This window comes from Niallia circulans (assembly GCF_003726095.1).
Lineage (GTDB): Bacteria > Bacillota > Bacilli > Bacillales > Cytobacillaceae > Niallia > Niallia circulans_A.
The window spans coordinates 155,043-169,303 of record NZ_CP026031.1 but is presented as its reverse complement, the minus strand read 5'-3'; the positions used below and the strand labels follow the sequence as shown (position 1 = coordinate 169,303).

The 14,261-nt window shown below is 35.9% G+C and carries 15 protein-coding genes; 3 read left to right on the top strand and 12 right to left on the bottom strand.

Features of this window, described 5'->3' with window-relative positions:
• The first annotated feature begins 85 nt into the window (after positions 1-85).
• A complete protein-coding gene (locus C2I06_RS00795) occupies positions 86-2,413 on the top strand; it encodes a UvrD-helicase domain-containing protein (RefSeq protein ID WP_123257261.1) in 2,328 nt (775 codons plus the stop codon).
• Positions 2,414-2,526: 113 nt separating this feature from the next.
• Here the strand turns inward: C2I06_RS00795 and spoVIF are convergent, their stop codons facing one another.
• From spoVIF to C2I06_RS00760, 7 genes are all read right to left on the bottom strand, one after another.
• Positions 2,527-2,781 (bottom strand): sporulation-specific transcription regulator SpoVIF, encoded by a 255-nt coding sequence (gene spoVIF / locus C2I06_RS00790; protein WP_031536798.1) that lies wholly within the window; start codon positions 2,779-2,781, stop codon positions 2,527-2,529.
• 184 nt (positions 2,782-2,965) lie between these two features.
• On the bottom strand, positions 2,966-3,094 hold the full coding sequence (locus tag C2I06_RS00785) for a YjcZ family sporulation protein (RefSeq protein WP_095329986.1): 129 nt from the start codon (positions 3,092-3,094) through the stop codon (positions 2,966-2,968).
• Between the two features lie 163 nt (positions 3,095-3,257).
• Positions 3,258-3,614 carry a stage V sporulation protein AE gene (spoVAE, locus tag C2I06_RS00780; protein ID WP_123257260.1) on the bottom strand — a complete coding sequence of 119 codons (357 nt, stop codon included), beginning with the start codon at positions 3,612-3,614 and terminating at the stop codon, positions 3,258-3,260.
• A gap of 54 nt (positions 3,615-3,668) precedes the next feature.
• Positions 3,669-4,679 (bottom strand): stage V sporulation protein AD, encoded by a 1,011-nt coding sequence (spoVAD, locus tag C2I06_RS00775; RefSeq protein WP_123257259.1) that lies wholly within the window; start codon positions 4,677-4,679, stop codon positions 3,669-3,671.
• Positions 4,679-5,161, bottom strand: coding sequence for a stage V sporulation protein AC (gene spoVAC / locus C2I06_RS00770; RefSeq protein ID WP_123257258.1), 483 nt, complete (start codon positions 5,159-5,161; stop codon positions 4,679-4,681). Before spoVAC ends, spoVAD begins: the two co-directional genes overlap by 1 nt.
• Before the next feature lie 12 nt (positions 5,162-5,173).
• Positions 5,174-5,653 carry a sporulation protein gene (locus C2I06_RS00765; RefSeq protein WP_123257257.1) on the bottom strand — a complete coding sequence of 160 codons (480 nt, stop codon included), beginning with the start codon at positions 5,651-5,653 and terminating at the stop codon, positions 5,174-5,176.
• A gap of 389 nt (positions 5,654-6,042) precedes the next feature.
• Positions 6,043-6,399 carry a DUF1360 domain-containing protein gene (locus tag C2I06_RS00760; protein WP_123257256.1) on the bottom strand — a complete coding sequence of 119 codons (357 nt, stop codon included), beginning with the start codon at positions 6,397-6,399 and terminating at the stop codon, positions 6,043-6,045.
• 160 nt (positions 6,400-6,559) lie between these two features.
• On the opposite strand from C2I06_RS00760, the gene C2I06_RS00755 reads away from it, so the two are divergent.
• On the top strand, positions 6,560-7,048 hold the full coding sequence (locus C2I06_RS00755) for a CotY/CotZ family spore coat protein (protein WP_095329992.1): 489 nt from the start codon (positions 6,560-6,562) through the stop codon (positions 7,046-7,048).
• Positions 7,049-7,402: 354 nt separating this feature from the next.
• Here the strand turns inward: C2I06_RS00755 and C2I06_RS00750 are convergent, their stop codons facing one another.
• From C2I06_RS00750 to mgtE, 4 genes are all read right to left on the bottom strand, one after another.
• A complete protein-coding gene (locus tag C2I06_RS00750) occupies positions 7,403-7,909 on the bottom strand; it encodes a CotO family spore coat protein (RefSeq protein WP_095329993.1) in 507 nt (168 codons plus the stop codon).
• 182 nt (positions 7,910-8,091) lie between these two features.
• Entirely contained in the window at positions 8,092-8,865 is a 774-nt protein-coding gene (gene fabI, locus C2I06_RS00745) for an enoyl-ACP reductase FabI (RefSeq protein ID WP_016204335.1), read from the bottom strand.
• A 263-nt stretch (positions 8,866-9,128) separates the two neighbouring features.
• Positions 9,129-10,982, bottom strand: a complete 1,854-nt coding sequence (locus C2I06_RS00740; protein ID WP_123257255.1) for a monovalent cation:proton antiporter family protein — start codon at positions 10,980-10,982, stop codon at positions 9,129-9,131.
• Between the two features lie 20 nt (positions 10,983-11,002).
• A complete protein-coding gene (gene mgtE, locus C2I06_RS00735) occupies positions 11,003-12,394 on the bottom strand; it encodes a magnesium transporter (RefSeq protein ID WP_123257254.1) in 1,392 nt (463 codons plus the stop codon).
• 162 nt (positions 12,395-12,556) lie between these two features.
• Here mgtE and prpE point away from each other — a divergent pair, with 162 nt between their 5' ends.
• Positions 12,557-13,315 (top strand): bis(5'-nucleosyl)-tetraphosphatase PrpE, encoded by a 759-nt coding sequence (gene prpE, locus C2I06_RS00730; RefSeq protein ID WP_095329997.1) that lies wholly within the window; start codon positions 12,557-12,559, stop codon positions 13,313-13,315.
• 39 nt (positions 13,316-13,354) lie between these two features.
• On the opposite strand, the gene C2I06_RS00725 is transcribed toward prpE, so the two are convergent.
• Positions 13,355-14,239: an RluA family pseudouridine synthase gene (locus tag C2I06_RS00725; protein WP_123259088.1), complete on the bottom strand. Its 885-nt coding sequence runs from the start codon at positions 14,237-14,239 to the stop codon at positions 13,355-13,357.
• Positions 14,240-14,261 lie beyond the last annotated feature (22 nt).

Here is a 14,261-nt window from a genome sequence, read left to right as displayed (position 1 = left end):
TAAACAATCATCTCTTTTTGATATGATAGATATTATTTCAAACTTATGTACGGCTCCAGATTTATTAATAGATTCGAGGTTTCCTATGTTAACAGCTTTTTATTATGATAGACTTATTTCATTAAATACCATTGACAGACAAGAATTACAGAAAATTTATGAAGCTGGCAAAAATGGATTTCTCGCATGTTCTGTATGCGGAGAAGCAGTAAAGCTTTATTTAGGATTAAAAAATACTCCCTATTTTTATCACTATTCAGCTAAACAGCCCTGTATGACAGAATCATCTACTATTGAACAGGAACAAGCTGCTGCAGCTGATATCGATTACGAAGAAAAAAATGGGTTCCGGATTCCTAAGAGTAGAAATATTTCCAAAGACAATACAGAAATTACTCCTTTTAGACCGCCTATGTCTATAAAGGCGATTACCCATACATCTGATGTCGCTGCTAGTCAAACAGTTACTTTTCCACAAGAATCTTATTTAAATACACTGAAACAAAACTGCTATTCTCTTGATATTACACAGAGTGAGGCTGTCGCAATAGATGATGGACCCATTCTAGTCCTTGCAGGTGCCGGTAGTGGCAAAACCCGAGTGTTAACAATGAGAGCAGCTTATCTCATCCAAGAGAAAAAGGTAGATCCGTCAACCATCATGCTCGTTACCTTCACCAATAAAGCAGCAAATGAAATGAAGGAAAGACTCTTACACTATCCAATGATGAATAAAGGGATTGTGCAAAAAATTGTTTCTGGAACTTTTCATAGTATTCTTTACCAAATTTTAATCTTTCATGAACGGGAGAAATGGCAGCGAAATAAATTATTAAGCAGTAATTGGCAGCGAGAGCTTTTGTTAAAGGAAATTGCCCGTGAAAAGCAATTAGATGAAAAAGACTTCCCTTTCGATGCAGCTCTTCAATTAATCGGTGCATGGAAAAATAGTATGCTTTTTCCTCATGAAATAGAGCCTGATAATGACTGGGAAAAGAAGGTTGCCCAACTATATAGTGGCTATGAAACAAAAAAACAACAGCGAAATTTGTATGACTTTGATGATATGCTTCTTGGAGGCTATCATTTCTTTCTTGAAAATCCAGCTATTTTAGCAACTTATCAAAAGCGTTTTACTCATTTCTTATTAGATGAATTTCAAGACATCAATAAAGTTCAGTACGAATGGATGAAGCTAATGGCAAGGTCAGCTCATTCTGTCTATGCAGTAGGAGATGATGATCAATCTATCTATTCTTTTCGTGGTAGTGATCCAAAATACCTTTTAGATTTTGAAAAAGATTATCCGAATGCTAAAACGATTATTCTTGATTACAATTACCGCTCTTCTCAAGAAATTGTATCCATCGCTAAGTCTACAATCAGTAAAAATACGAAGAGACGAGCAAAAAAAATGATAACTGGCTATTCAGGCCAAACCCCCATTGCCTTTTATCCTTATGATGAGGAAGAAGAAGCTACGATGATTTTGACCGATATTCAGGAGAAAATAAAGACAGGCTATGAACCGAAGGATTTTGCAATTCTCTTTCGAACTAATACAAATAGCCGTGCCATGTTTGAGCGACTGGCTTCTTCCAGTCTACCATTTCGTTTAGAACAAGATACAGGTTCTTTCTATCAAAGATTTATTGTGAAAAGTATGATGGCCTATTTAAAGCTCATTCATGATCCAGATAACCAGCAAGCGGTTGCCGATATTCTCCCAACCCTATTCTTAAAAAAAACGGTATTACAGGATATTAAAGCAATAAGCATATTAGAAGATTGCAGCTTTTTAGATTGTCTAGTTTTTATTAAAACAGGCTTCGCATTTCAAGAAAGCAGATTGAAAAAGATTCCTGAAATAGTAAAACGATTAATTCGTTATTCTCCTCTGGATGCTATTAATTATATTGAAAAGGAATTAGGCTTTCAGGAATTTATAAAAAAACGGGGAAACGAAGGAAATCAATGGGATAAAGGCTCTGATGATATTCGCGATTTAAAAGTGGTGGCACGTAAATTCCAATCGATTAAAGAATTTGTTCAATATACAGACCATATGACTGCTATGAATGAAGAATTACGAAAGCAATATAAAAACGAAGAAAATGTAATCACATTAAGCACCATTCATCGCGCAAAAGGTTTAGAATATAAAACAGTCTATATTGTTGGTACGGTTGATGGTTCCATTCCCCATGACTTTGCACTAGAATCATTCCGCAATAACAACTTCATGCCGATAGAAGAAGAACGCCGCCTTCTCTACGTTGCCATGACAAGGGCACAACAAGAACTATATTTATCGGTTCCTATGTATTTAAGAGGAAAAAAAGCAAAAACTTCGCGCTTTTTATCACCCTTGTCAATGGTTGCTATTAAAGCAGCTGAAAAGGAACGGTCATAATAAAAAATCAGTAATTCAAACCTTACACAGATACATTCTTTACAAGAATCATTTTACAGGAAAAAAACAGGGTAACTATGTCGTTAATTCGCGCAGCTACCCTTTTTTCGATTTTACTTTTTGTTAATCATTTTAGATAATGTATTAAAATCAAGCTGTTTACCATCTTTAACAATTGATTCAACAATCTTATCTTCCGTTTGCTTTGGAACAGATTTTCCAGCAATTTGTGATACTCTGCGAATGACACTTCTTACTGTTTTTTCATCTTTAAAATTTGCATTTTGTAAGGAATTCGCTAGTTCTAAAATATCTTTCATATTAACGCCAGTTTTAGACTCAATGTTTTTAAAGAAATTATTGTTCATACCTGTGTTTCCTCCTTCGATGAGCTACTTTACATTCTATGAAGGAAAGAAAAAAAGGTGAAAACTCAAGAAAAAGAAAACAAAAAAATGAACAAAGCGCTTAAATAAATATGGAAAATCCAAAGAACAAACAGAAAGGAGCTCTCTTTGCAAGAGAACTCCTTTTCCCATTGACTAACCTGAATTAGTTGTAGAAGCTAGCTCCTACGATTACTAAAAGGATAAATAAAACAACGATTAATGCAAAAGAAGAGATACCATATCCTCCGCCGCTATAACCGCCGCCGCCATAGCCATATCCGCCATAACACATTCCTACTTCACCTCGCTTCTCCTTGTACTCCTTAACAGAATATGGAGAATTGAAGTTTATGTGTAGGCAAGCTACTATTAACAAATAGAATGTACGATTGTCACAGAGATAATCATTTATTTCCCGGTTTAAACAACGTTTTTCTTTTAAAACATATGATGCTTTATCCTTTAGGTTTAAACAATAGTGCTCCTATAAAGCCAAATACGATTGCCGCAGATATCCCAGAGCTTGTCACTTCAAACATACCTGTTAATACACCGATAATGCCATGCTTTTCAGCTTCTTGCATCGCCCCATGTACTAAAGCATTCCCAAAGCTTGTAATTGGTATTGTCGCACCTGCTCCTGCAAAATCAGCAAATGGCTCGTATAGTCCAAATCCATCTAAAACTGCACCGACTACAACTAATGTTGTTAATGTATGTGCAGGCGTGAGCCTTGCAACATCAAACATAAGCTGACCAATGACACAAATTATGCCACCAATCACAAAGGCCCAAAAGAACATTGGGAGCATATAGATTCCTCCTTCTTTCTTATACATAAGCATTTTGTATAGAAAAAATATTGCTTAAATTTCAATTGATACAGCATGAGCGATACAGGGTATTGTTTCCCCTTGTTGAACGGTAAGCGGTGAGAGAAGCGCACCAGTGGCGACACAGAGAATTCTTTTATACATACCTTTTTTCATTTCATTTAATAAATGCCCGTACATTACTGTTGCGGAACAACCTGCACCACTGCCTCCAGATTGCACAGGCTGCTCATTTGTGTATATTAACAATCCGCAGTCTTTCATTTTATTTTCATCAATTGTTAAACCTTTTTCCCTTAAAAGTCCTATTGCCGTTTCTCTACCAATTTTCCCCAAATCGCCTGTTACAATTAAATCATAGTGAGAAGGATCTAAATGTAAATCTTGAAAATGGGCAAAGATTGTATCTGCAGCAGCTGGAGCCATTGCCCCGCCCATATTAAAAGGATCTGCTAATCCCATATCTACCACTTTCCCTATTGTTGCAGAGGTTGTGTAGGGAAGTTGCTCTTCTGACTGATTCTTCGTAACTAAAGCAACACCGGCACCTGTGACGGTCCATTGAGCAGTCGGCGGCTTTTGACCACCATATTCTGTTGGGTAGCGGAACTGTTTTTCGACTGCTGCGTTATGACTAGAAGCACCTGTTAATACATTATTAGCTCCTTGATAATTCACCATAAAGGAAGCAAGTGCTAAGCCCTCCATAGACGTGGAGCAAGCACCAAATAACCCGAAATAAGGGATTTGTAAATCTCTAGCAGCAAAACTAGAAGGTGTAATTTGGTTGATTAAATCACCTGCTAAAAAGAACTGGATATCTTCTAGCCTGAGTTCTCCTTTTTTCATGGCTGTTTGTGCTGCTTCTTCCAATAAAATGCGATGAGCCTGTTCATACGAGGTTTTTCCCATCCATAAATCATCATGTAATACGTCAAAATCAGCAGCTAATCTTCCATTTGCTTCAAAAGGACCGCCTGAAACTCCGGTAGATTTTATTACTGGATGATTTTGAAATACCCAGGACTGTTTTCCCTGAAGCATTAGAATCCCCCCGTCATCATAATAAATAGTGTTTTTATAAGAGCAACTACAAAAGCAGAAAAAACACCGAACAATATAACCGAACCAGCTAGCTTGAAAATATTTCCTCCGACTCCTAGCACAAATCCCTCTGTGCGATGTTCAATTGCGGCAGAAATAATGCTATTACCAAATCCTGATACTGGTACTGCGCTCCCAGCACCAGCAAACTGGCCTAACCGGTCATAAACTCCAAATCCAGTCAACAGCATCGAAAGAAATATAATGGTAGCAGAAGTTGGATTTCCCGATGTTTGTTCTGTAAAATGAAAGAAATATATATAGAAGTAAGAAATAAATTGACCAATCATACAAATAAATCCACCTACAAAAAATGCTTTAATGCAGTTCTTAAGAACAGGTCGTTTCGTTTCAAATTTTTGCTCGAATTTTTCATATTGCTGCTGCTCTGGTGTCTTGTTTTTTTTCTTACTATCCGCCACCTTTTTCCCTCCTTACGTTAATTCATTATTCAATTGAATAATCTCTTTCAAACGCTTATCTGCTTTTTCTTTACTATAGTCCGGCTCCTGGATTTTATCCCATAAGCGGATGGTCTCTAAGAATATCTTAAAATCACTAGAGACAGTGAATCTTTCATCTGGATATTTTGCTTCAAGCTTCTTCGTTAATTCCTTTTCAATACTCTTCATTTTAAACCTGGCCATTTGCTTTACCTTATATGCAACTAATGTATCTTTCTTCCCCTTAATTACCGCAACATCATAAATGGACGAAATGGTATTTGTTTCTTCTTTTATTCCTTCTACTATTTTCTCTTGGTTCTCATCAGTCTCAGTATAAAGAGCAATTGGTGCTGGATTAATTCTTTTAAGCATTGACCATCGGCTATTCGGTGTTTCCTTTGCACAACCAGCCAAGAATACACATATGCTAAAAATCAATAGATAAGATGCACGCCTTCTATTTGTCATATTCTTCCCTTCCTATGTAAAGATGAATTAATGTATCTTTATTTTTTACGATTTAGGCTATAATTATTAGATGTTTTCACAACAAAAGAAATCCAATTTTTACAAACTGGGTTTACGTCATAAAAAATACCCGCACAAAGTCGGGTATTTTTTGTTATTTCGCTAATTTTTTTCCACAGTTACATCCAGATTTTTTTCTCTTTGCTTTAGCTGGTTGCGACTTTACTGGCTCAGTCACTTTAGGTACTTTTTTTCCTAGCAACTCCAATCCCTCCAATAATGATGATCTATGCATGTATAAAAACATTAATTTTTAATGTTCTTATCCCATTGTATGTCAGGAAAAAATGTATGTGTAAACAACTAGCCCAGCAGTTAGTAACTATTAACTATTCAACAAACACTCGTTGTAAAATAGCTTCTAACAAAGACGCTCCTCCAGCGATCGCAAAAATAAGTACAACAGGTTCACAAATGACTGGGAAGAAATAATATAAAATGGTAAGAAAGATTGCTACCCATACTCCGGTACACCAATAGCAACTAATTAATTCGCCAATAAATCCACGAATTTTACCTGACTTAGGGACAATATAAATTTCTGTTTGCCCGTCCTTATTTTGTTCCTCTACTTCTTCTAAAAATATTTTCCGGAAAAATTCAGTAATCTGATCAAACACAATTAATCTTGTTACACGAAAGCTTGCCAAAATGAGTAAAAAAAACTCCATCCAATGGATATCCATCTCCATTCTCCTCTCCGATAGACCAAAATATTCTAAACGAATGGTCATATGCCCAAATTTTAAGAAAAAAGGCGTTTGTCCGTAACCCATAAGGCTCTTCGGCAATATGTTAGTAATGTAAGAAACATAAAGAAAGAAACAAACAAGGAGGAAAACAATTATGGGTTGTGGAAAAAAAGAAGATATTCACGGTACATCCAGCTGTGTTTGCGAAGTGGTTCGTGCCATTAAAGATATCCAGGATAATGCTGAAGACAATTGCGAATGTGAAACTAACTGTTTCTCAGAGCCTTTAGGATCTCTTGTATCTCCATCAAAACGTAAAAAAGCAGATACACGTGTATTCGTATTAAGCAGTGCAGATGGCTCTCCATTCCATGCATTCTTTACAGGTCATGACTGCAACTGTGTTTCCATCTTTTTCAGAGTTGAGGATGTTTTTGATAACTGCTGTGCAGTATTAAGAGTTCTTGCTCCTATTGGTAAAGATGGAGAAACTCTAGATATCGTTGGACACAAAGGAATCGACTTAAGCAAAATTTGTGAATTAGAAGGATTCCAACGTACTTCAAGCTGTATAACTGTTGACTTAAGCTGCTTCTGTGCTGTTCAATGTATCGCTGACGTTGACTTAAATGTTTGTGACTAAGAATTACTAACTTTGTATATGCTATACACTCGGAGGTCGTCTTTAAGACGCCTCCGTTTTATTTATCGCTCCTTTCTCTCCGCCTTATATTTTATGCATAAGAAGAAGCAAGCATGTTATTAGACGAGTTTGATTCCTATATGTTCACGAATTTGTTGAATATTGTATCCTTCAATCCTTCCTAATACTTTTTATGCTTGTACGATAGTATCCGATGAAAAAAAGTTATTCCAAATGGAAAAATGGTGCCATTTACATTCTAGCGAGTAATATAGTAAATATAACTGCTATTATATTTATGACGCCAAATATTCCAATTTGAAATAACTCTCTATTAAAACGGGAAAAGATTGTTTAAATACCAATCATTTTAATCTCATCGATCGTTGCAATATTTAAAGTAACGATTGTCTGATCCATTAATTTTATATCGACTTTATCTGCATTTAAATCAACAACAAATCCACGAACAGTCTCCTGCTCAGTTACAACCAAACATGGGACTGGTGGTAACTGTTTCGGAAAATGAAGTAAGTACTCTAATTTCTCGACAATTCCCATTTCTTTAAAGCTTTTTAATCGTTTAAAAGCTGGTTTTCTTGGTGTTTTTTCCACTTGCTGTTCTTGATAGCTTTGAATTTGTTCCTGAACATTTGTAGTATCTAGTTTTTCTGCTCCTTCTTTCGCAGCATCTTTTTTCGCTTTTATTTCTTGGAGCGCTTCTTCCTTCTGCTTTTTTTCCATCAGCTCTTTGTATTGCTTCTGTTTAGAAATTTTTGCTGAATAGCTCACTTGCATATTGCCTTGCATCGTTTTTGTGCCTGACTGAGAAAGATAAGGCTTATTATTCTCACTATACATCTATAATCACCTCCTAAAACAGAGAATACAAATTTTATAGGATTCATCCTAATGTATGCATGATTCGCCTAATATGTAACTTTAAATAATGAAAAAGAAAACTAGTACAAGGGAGTGGAATTGGGGCAAAGGAAAGAGCAAAAAAAGACAGTCGATCTATTGATCGGCTGTCTTGAATGAAATTAACCAACAATATGGAAACCTGAGTCAACATGAATGTTTTCTCCTGTTATCCCTCTTGCTAAATCACTGAATAAGAATAATGCTGTATCGCCAACTTCTTCTGGAGTAGTTGTTCTTCTTAGTGGAGAACGTTCTTCAATTTCTTTAAGAATGGAATTGAAATCACTGATTCCTTTTGCTGATAATGTACGAATTGGACCTGCAGAAATAGAATTAACTCGAATGCCTTCTTTTCCTAAATCAGCAGCTAAGTAACGAACACTAGCATCTAATGAGGCTTTGGCAACACCCATTACATTATAATTTCTAATAGCGCGCTCTCCGCCTAAATAAGTTAATGTAACAATGCTTCCACCTTCTGTCATTAACCCTTTCGCTTCTTTTGCTACAGCAGTTAAAGAATAAGAGCTAATATTATGGGCAAGTAAGAATCCGTCTCTTGTTGTATTCATATAATCACCTTGCAGCTCTTCTTTATGAGCAAAAGCAATACAATGAGCAATTCCATGAATGGTTCCTACTTCTTTTTTTATTGCTTCAAAACAAGTAGCAATCTCTTGGTCATTTGTAACATCACATGGCAAAACAATGCTGTCTGTTGAATCTAAAGTTGCAACAAGGTCACGAACGCTTTTTTCTAATCTTTCCCCTGCATAAGTAAAAATTAAACGCGCACCTGCTTTATGCAAGGAAGTCGCAATTCCCCATGCAATACTTCTTTTATTCGCAACACCCATCACTACATAGGTTTTGCCTTTTAACGAAAAAGTCATTCTTATTCCTCCTATATACTATTACAAGTTATTAGTACCTAGTACTAATTTTACTACAAAAACGTAAAAAAAGAAAGCACTGTTGTAATAGGCGTTTTAATCATTTTCTTCTATATTAAGTACTCTACTATTTCTTTCAGCAAAAACTATTCATTACAAACCATCTTCCTTTTATCTATTTTCGCCCCCATTATAAGGAACCAAACTCTAAAAAAGCTTTCTCTTCCTATTGTTAAAAGAAAGAGAAAGCTCGGTTTACTTCCTTACTTATAATTAAACTCTAGTTGACGTTTTAATTCTGTTACATATGAGTGTGATCCTGTAACAAGAAGATGATCATTAAGCTGTAATTCTGTATCGCCATGTGGAATGACAAAATCAGAGCCTCTGAAAATGCGGACGAAAATAACGTCTCCCGTAAATGGGAATGAGCGCAATGACATCCCTTCAAATTCTTTGTTTCTTAATGTAATCTCATGTAATGCTGTTTCCGTATTACCAAGCAGGGCAAAGATATTTGGTGATTGAATTAATGCCGTTAATAAAGCTTTCGTTGAAGTAAGCATAGAGAAAACTTCGATATCTTCTCTGCGCAGCTCTTCTTCTTTCTCCATGTTCTCGACACGACAAATAACTCGGTCTACTCCTGCCCTTTTTATCATGAGACTCATCTCAGCATTTAAGTAAGAATCTCCAGTGGAAACAACTACAATATCTGCTCCATAAATATCTGTTTGTTGCAGTATATCTTCCGAATAATTTTCCAACTCAATGATTTCAAATAAAGAGTCAGCAATTTGAAAATCGTGTTTTTCTTGTTTTTTATGATAGAAAGTAACATCATACAGGGTGGACTTCAACTCTTGATAAACCTGCATGGTTACCTGATTTACCCCAATAATAGAAACATTTATCACTTTTTCACGTGCAGCATCTTTAGGGAATAGCTTTTTAAAGACAACAGGTGTAATGATACAAGAAATAATCGCTACAAGAATAAAAGTCCCACTCATTTGCGTAGTAATAATATTCAATCGTTCCCCAATTGTCGCGGCTGCAATAACAAGGGATAAGGTTGATGTTAATAAAAATCCGGAAGCCACAATCGTTTTAGTATCATACCATTTTTTTAAATAATAGACTGGCAGCAGCTTACTTACTAATAATGCTACTAATAACAATGGAATAAATAGCAATAGTTTAAGATCAGTAAATAATGACCATATATCCATCTCCACCCCAATCATTACAAAGAATATAGGAATTAAAAATCCATAGCCAAAAGAATCAAGTTGATGAACCAATTCTTCATTTGGCGATAATAACGACACTAGGACCCCTGCCAAGAATGCTCCCAAAATATGTTCTGCTCCAACAGATTCGGATAAAGCAACAAGAAAAATAATTAGTGCAAATACTGCTCTCGTACCAATTTGCACGGTTCCTCGGGAAAGAGTATCCATAAATTTTTTGTTTTTTATTCTTCTACCAACAAAGTAAAGAATTAATCCTGCCCCAAAAAGAATTAATAGCAGCCAAGTATTTCCCCCTGATTCATGAATAGAAGCAAAAACAGCGAGCAAAATCATCGTGACTAAATCTGCGATTACAGCCACCAGCAAAATAATTTGCCCAATAACTGATTTCATTATATTTGCTTCTTTTAAAGTAGGTACTACTACTCCTAAAGAAATAGTTGCAATAATTATTGTCATTAAGAAAGTACTATCAACAAAACCAGCAAGTACAAACAAGAAGCTTAATCCAATAGAAAGAACGAGAATTGCTACAAATATAATAATTGCCGTTTTAAAGGATTTTGGCTCCAATTCTCCATTAGGTAGTGTCTCTCTTTTTTTCTTACTAGAGAAAGCAGAAAAGTCTATCTCTAACCCGCTTAAAAACATTAAAAAGATAAATCCTAATGTTGATAGCGTTTCTAGCCACATATCCTGTTCGACTAGATTAAAACCGCTTTTTCCTATAATTAATCCCATCAAAATTTCGGCAACAACTACCGGAATGACATTCAATTTAAGCCGCTGCAAAATAATAGGGGTTAATAGAGCTACCGTCACGACGATAACTAGTGATGCGAAAGAAGCACCATGTGCCATCGCTATCCCTCCTCTTTTTTCTAATTTGTTAAATAACTCATAAACATTGTTGCCATACCAAAATAAATCAAAATACTGATAATATCATTTATTGTCGTTATAAACGGTCCAGAAGCGACGGCAGGATCAATTTTAAATTTATGCATAATAAGGGGAATAATCGCCCCAGCTATTGTAGCTACAATCAGGGTTCCCAAAATCGAAATTCCCACCAGCATTCCTAAAAAGAAATCACTCTTCCATATATACACAACCATCATAACAAGCAACCCACAAATTGTTCCGGTAATAAGCCCTGTCCCCGCTTCTCTTCCTATTAACTTCCAACTGCTTTCTTTGCCAATATTCCCAGTAGCTATCCCACGAACGGCTACAGCTAAGGCTTGTGTTCCAGTATTTCCAGCCATTCCCGCAATAAGCGGAATAAATACAGCAAGGATAGCAACCTGGTCTAATGTTTTTTCAAAGCGACCAATTAAGCTTGCAGTAAACATGCCAAGAAATAATAAGATAATCAGCCATGGCAATCTCTTTTTGGCAGCAGAAAAGGGATGCTGATCAACAAAATCCATGTTTGATACAGCAGCGAATTTAGAATAATCCTCTGAAGCCTCTTCTTGCATGACGTCTACAATATCATCAATAGTAATAATCCCAAGCAACCTTTTTTGAAAATCAACCACAGGCAGCGCCAAAAAATCATAGTCTTGCATTTTTCTTGCTACTTCCTCTTGGTCTTCACTTACAGAAACAGAATAAATGCGGTCATTCATAATTTCCTTTATGAGCATCTGATTATCACTAACAATTAAACTTCGTAACGATACGACACCTACCAACTGCTTTTGTTCATTAACGACATATACATAGTAGATTGTTTCCGCATTAGGAGCCTCTCTTTTCAGTATCTCCATAGCGGTTTCTACTGTTTGTTCTGCAGATAAACTAATATAGTCAACTGTCATAATACTTCCGGCAGTGGACTCTTCGTAATGCATAAGTGCTTTAACTCGTGCGGCAGTTGGCTGATCCATTATTGCCAAATAGCTTTCTACTTGCTCTTTATCCAACACATTTAAAATATCGACTGCGTCATCAACGGACATATTTGCTAATGTCTCTGCAACATAATCAGGTAACAGTTTAGCAAATAACGTTTGATATTCCCAATTATCCATTTGTAAGTTCTCGAACATCTCTGCAATCTCATTTGGAGCTAAATATTCAAAAACTTGAGCTCTTTCTTCGATCTCCATTTCCTTAAAAAATGAAGCTTGATCGTATGGATGTAAATCAAGGAAATTTTTTCGGAATTCTTGTAAGTTTTCATTTTGTAAAGAATGGAGAATTACAGCATGCTGTGCTTCATTTGTTAATATTTTCTCTGCCACCGTTGTTCTTCCTCCTTTCATAAAAAAATAATATGATTTTTATAGTAACAAAAGATAAACGATTTGTCTTTTATTTATACATAAACTAAATACTCTCTTTATAATTCCCCAAATAGAGAAACAATTAACAAAAATGCACATTATAGCAATTGGGTATAGTAAAAAGGTAAAGGGGTGATTTTAATGAAGCTTGATATCATTGGAGATATCCATGGATGTTACGAAGAGTTTACGCTTTTAACAGAAAAATTAGGCTATACTTGGGACCAAGGTTATCCCTTGCATCCAGCAGGAAGAAAGCTTGCCTTTGTTGGTGATTTAACAGATCGAGGTCCTGCTTCCTTAGCGGTTATCGAAACTGTTTATTTATTAGTAAAGAAAGGGTTAGCTTATTATGTACCCGGAAACCATTGTGATAAACTATACCGTTTTTTCTTAGGAAGGAAGGTAAAAATTGCCCATGGTTTGGAAACCACTGTTTGTGAATGGGAGCAATTAAATAAAAAAGAACAACAAAGAATCAAAAGGATGTTTAAAGAGTTATACGAAAATGCACCATTATACCATATTTTGGATAACCAAAAAATAGTCATTGCCCATGCAGGTATTCGTGAAGATTATATTGGAAAGTACCATAATAAAGTAAAAACCTTTGTGCTTTATGGCGATATCACCGGAGAAGTTCATGAAGACGGTTCTCCTGTAAGAAGAGATTGGGCCAAAAAGTATAAAGGAAAACCGATTGTTGTATATGGACACACCCCTGTGCGCAATGTAAGAGAAATGAATCGAACATACAACATAGATACCGGCGCGGTCTTTGGAGGGAAATTAACAGCACTTCAATATCCAGAACTAACTGTTGAATCTGTGCCCTCCAGTATGCCTCTTGTAGAAGAAAAATTTCGCACATTTGATACAGAAACAGCAAAGAATCTTTAATTTACTTTAGAAAATAACAAAAAAGAGTGAAGTTTCCTTTTAAATGGATTCTTCACTCTTTTTTATTTTCCGTTCAAGCCCTTTCATATCATCAGGGAGATCAACTGTAAAAGTAATCGATTGTTTCGTCACAGGATGCGTAAACTTAAGAAAAAAACAATGTAAGGCTTGCCGATTTATCCAATCTCGTTTTCCTCCATATAAATCGTCACCTAAAAGCGGATGTCCCTGATAAGCTAGATGAACACGAATCTGGTGCGTTCTTCCTGTCTCTAAAGACAATTCTATAAGGGATAAATGCTTATCCTGTGCTAATACACGATAATGGGTAATGGCTGTTTGGCCATCTTTCCTTACTTCCCTTTTAATAATACTGTCCGAGCATCTGCCAATTGGCTCATTAATGGTAGCAGTAAACGGCGAAATTTGTCCTTCAGCAAAAGCGAGATATTTTCGTTTTACATCACCGCCTTTTTGCTGTTCACTAAGTAAATGGTGAATGTGACGATGTTTAGCAATAAGCACTAATCCAGATGTATCCCGATCTAATCTCGTGACAATATGGGTTGTTGCTTCAATTCCCTGCTTTTGATAGTAGCCTACTAATGCATTAGCTAAACTACCACTAGGATGCTCTCTTGATGGTATCGTATTCATCCCAGACTCTTTTTGTACAATTAAGAGATACTCATCCTCAAAGACAATGTTTAACGAGATCTGTTCTGGAATTAAGCCCCTACTAGGCAGCTCCGGTGGAAAAGAAACCACTAATTGATCGCCTTCCTTTAATGTGTAGCGAACATTTTCTTCTTTTTCGTTAACAAGAATCTTCCCACCCTTAAACTTTATATCTGTTAAAGCCGCCTTAGAGATATGTTGAGTCTTCAAAAATTCCTTAATGGTCATACTTTTATCTTGCTGCATAACCCACTTTAACGTAAAGCTC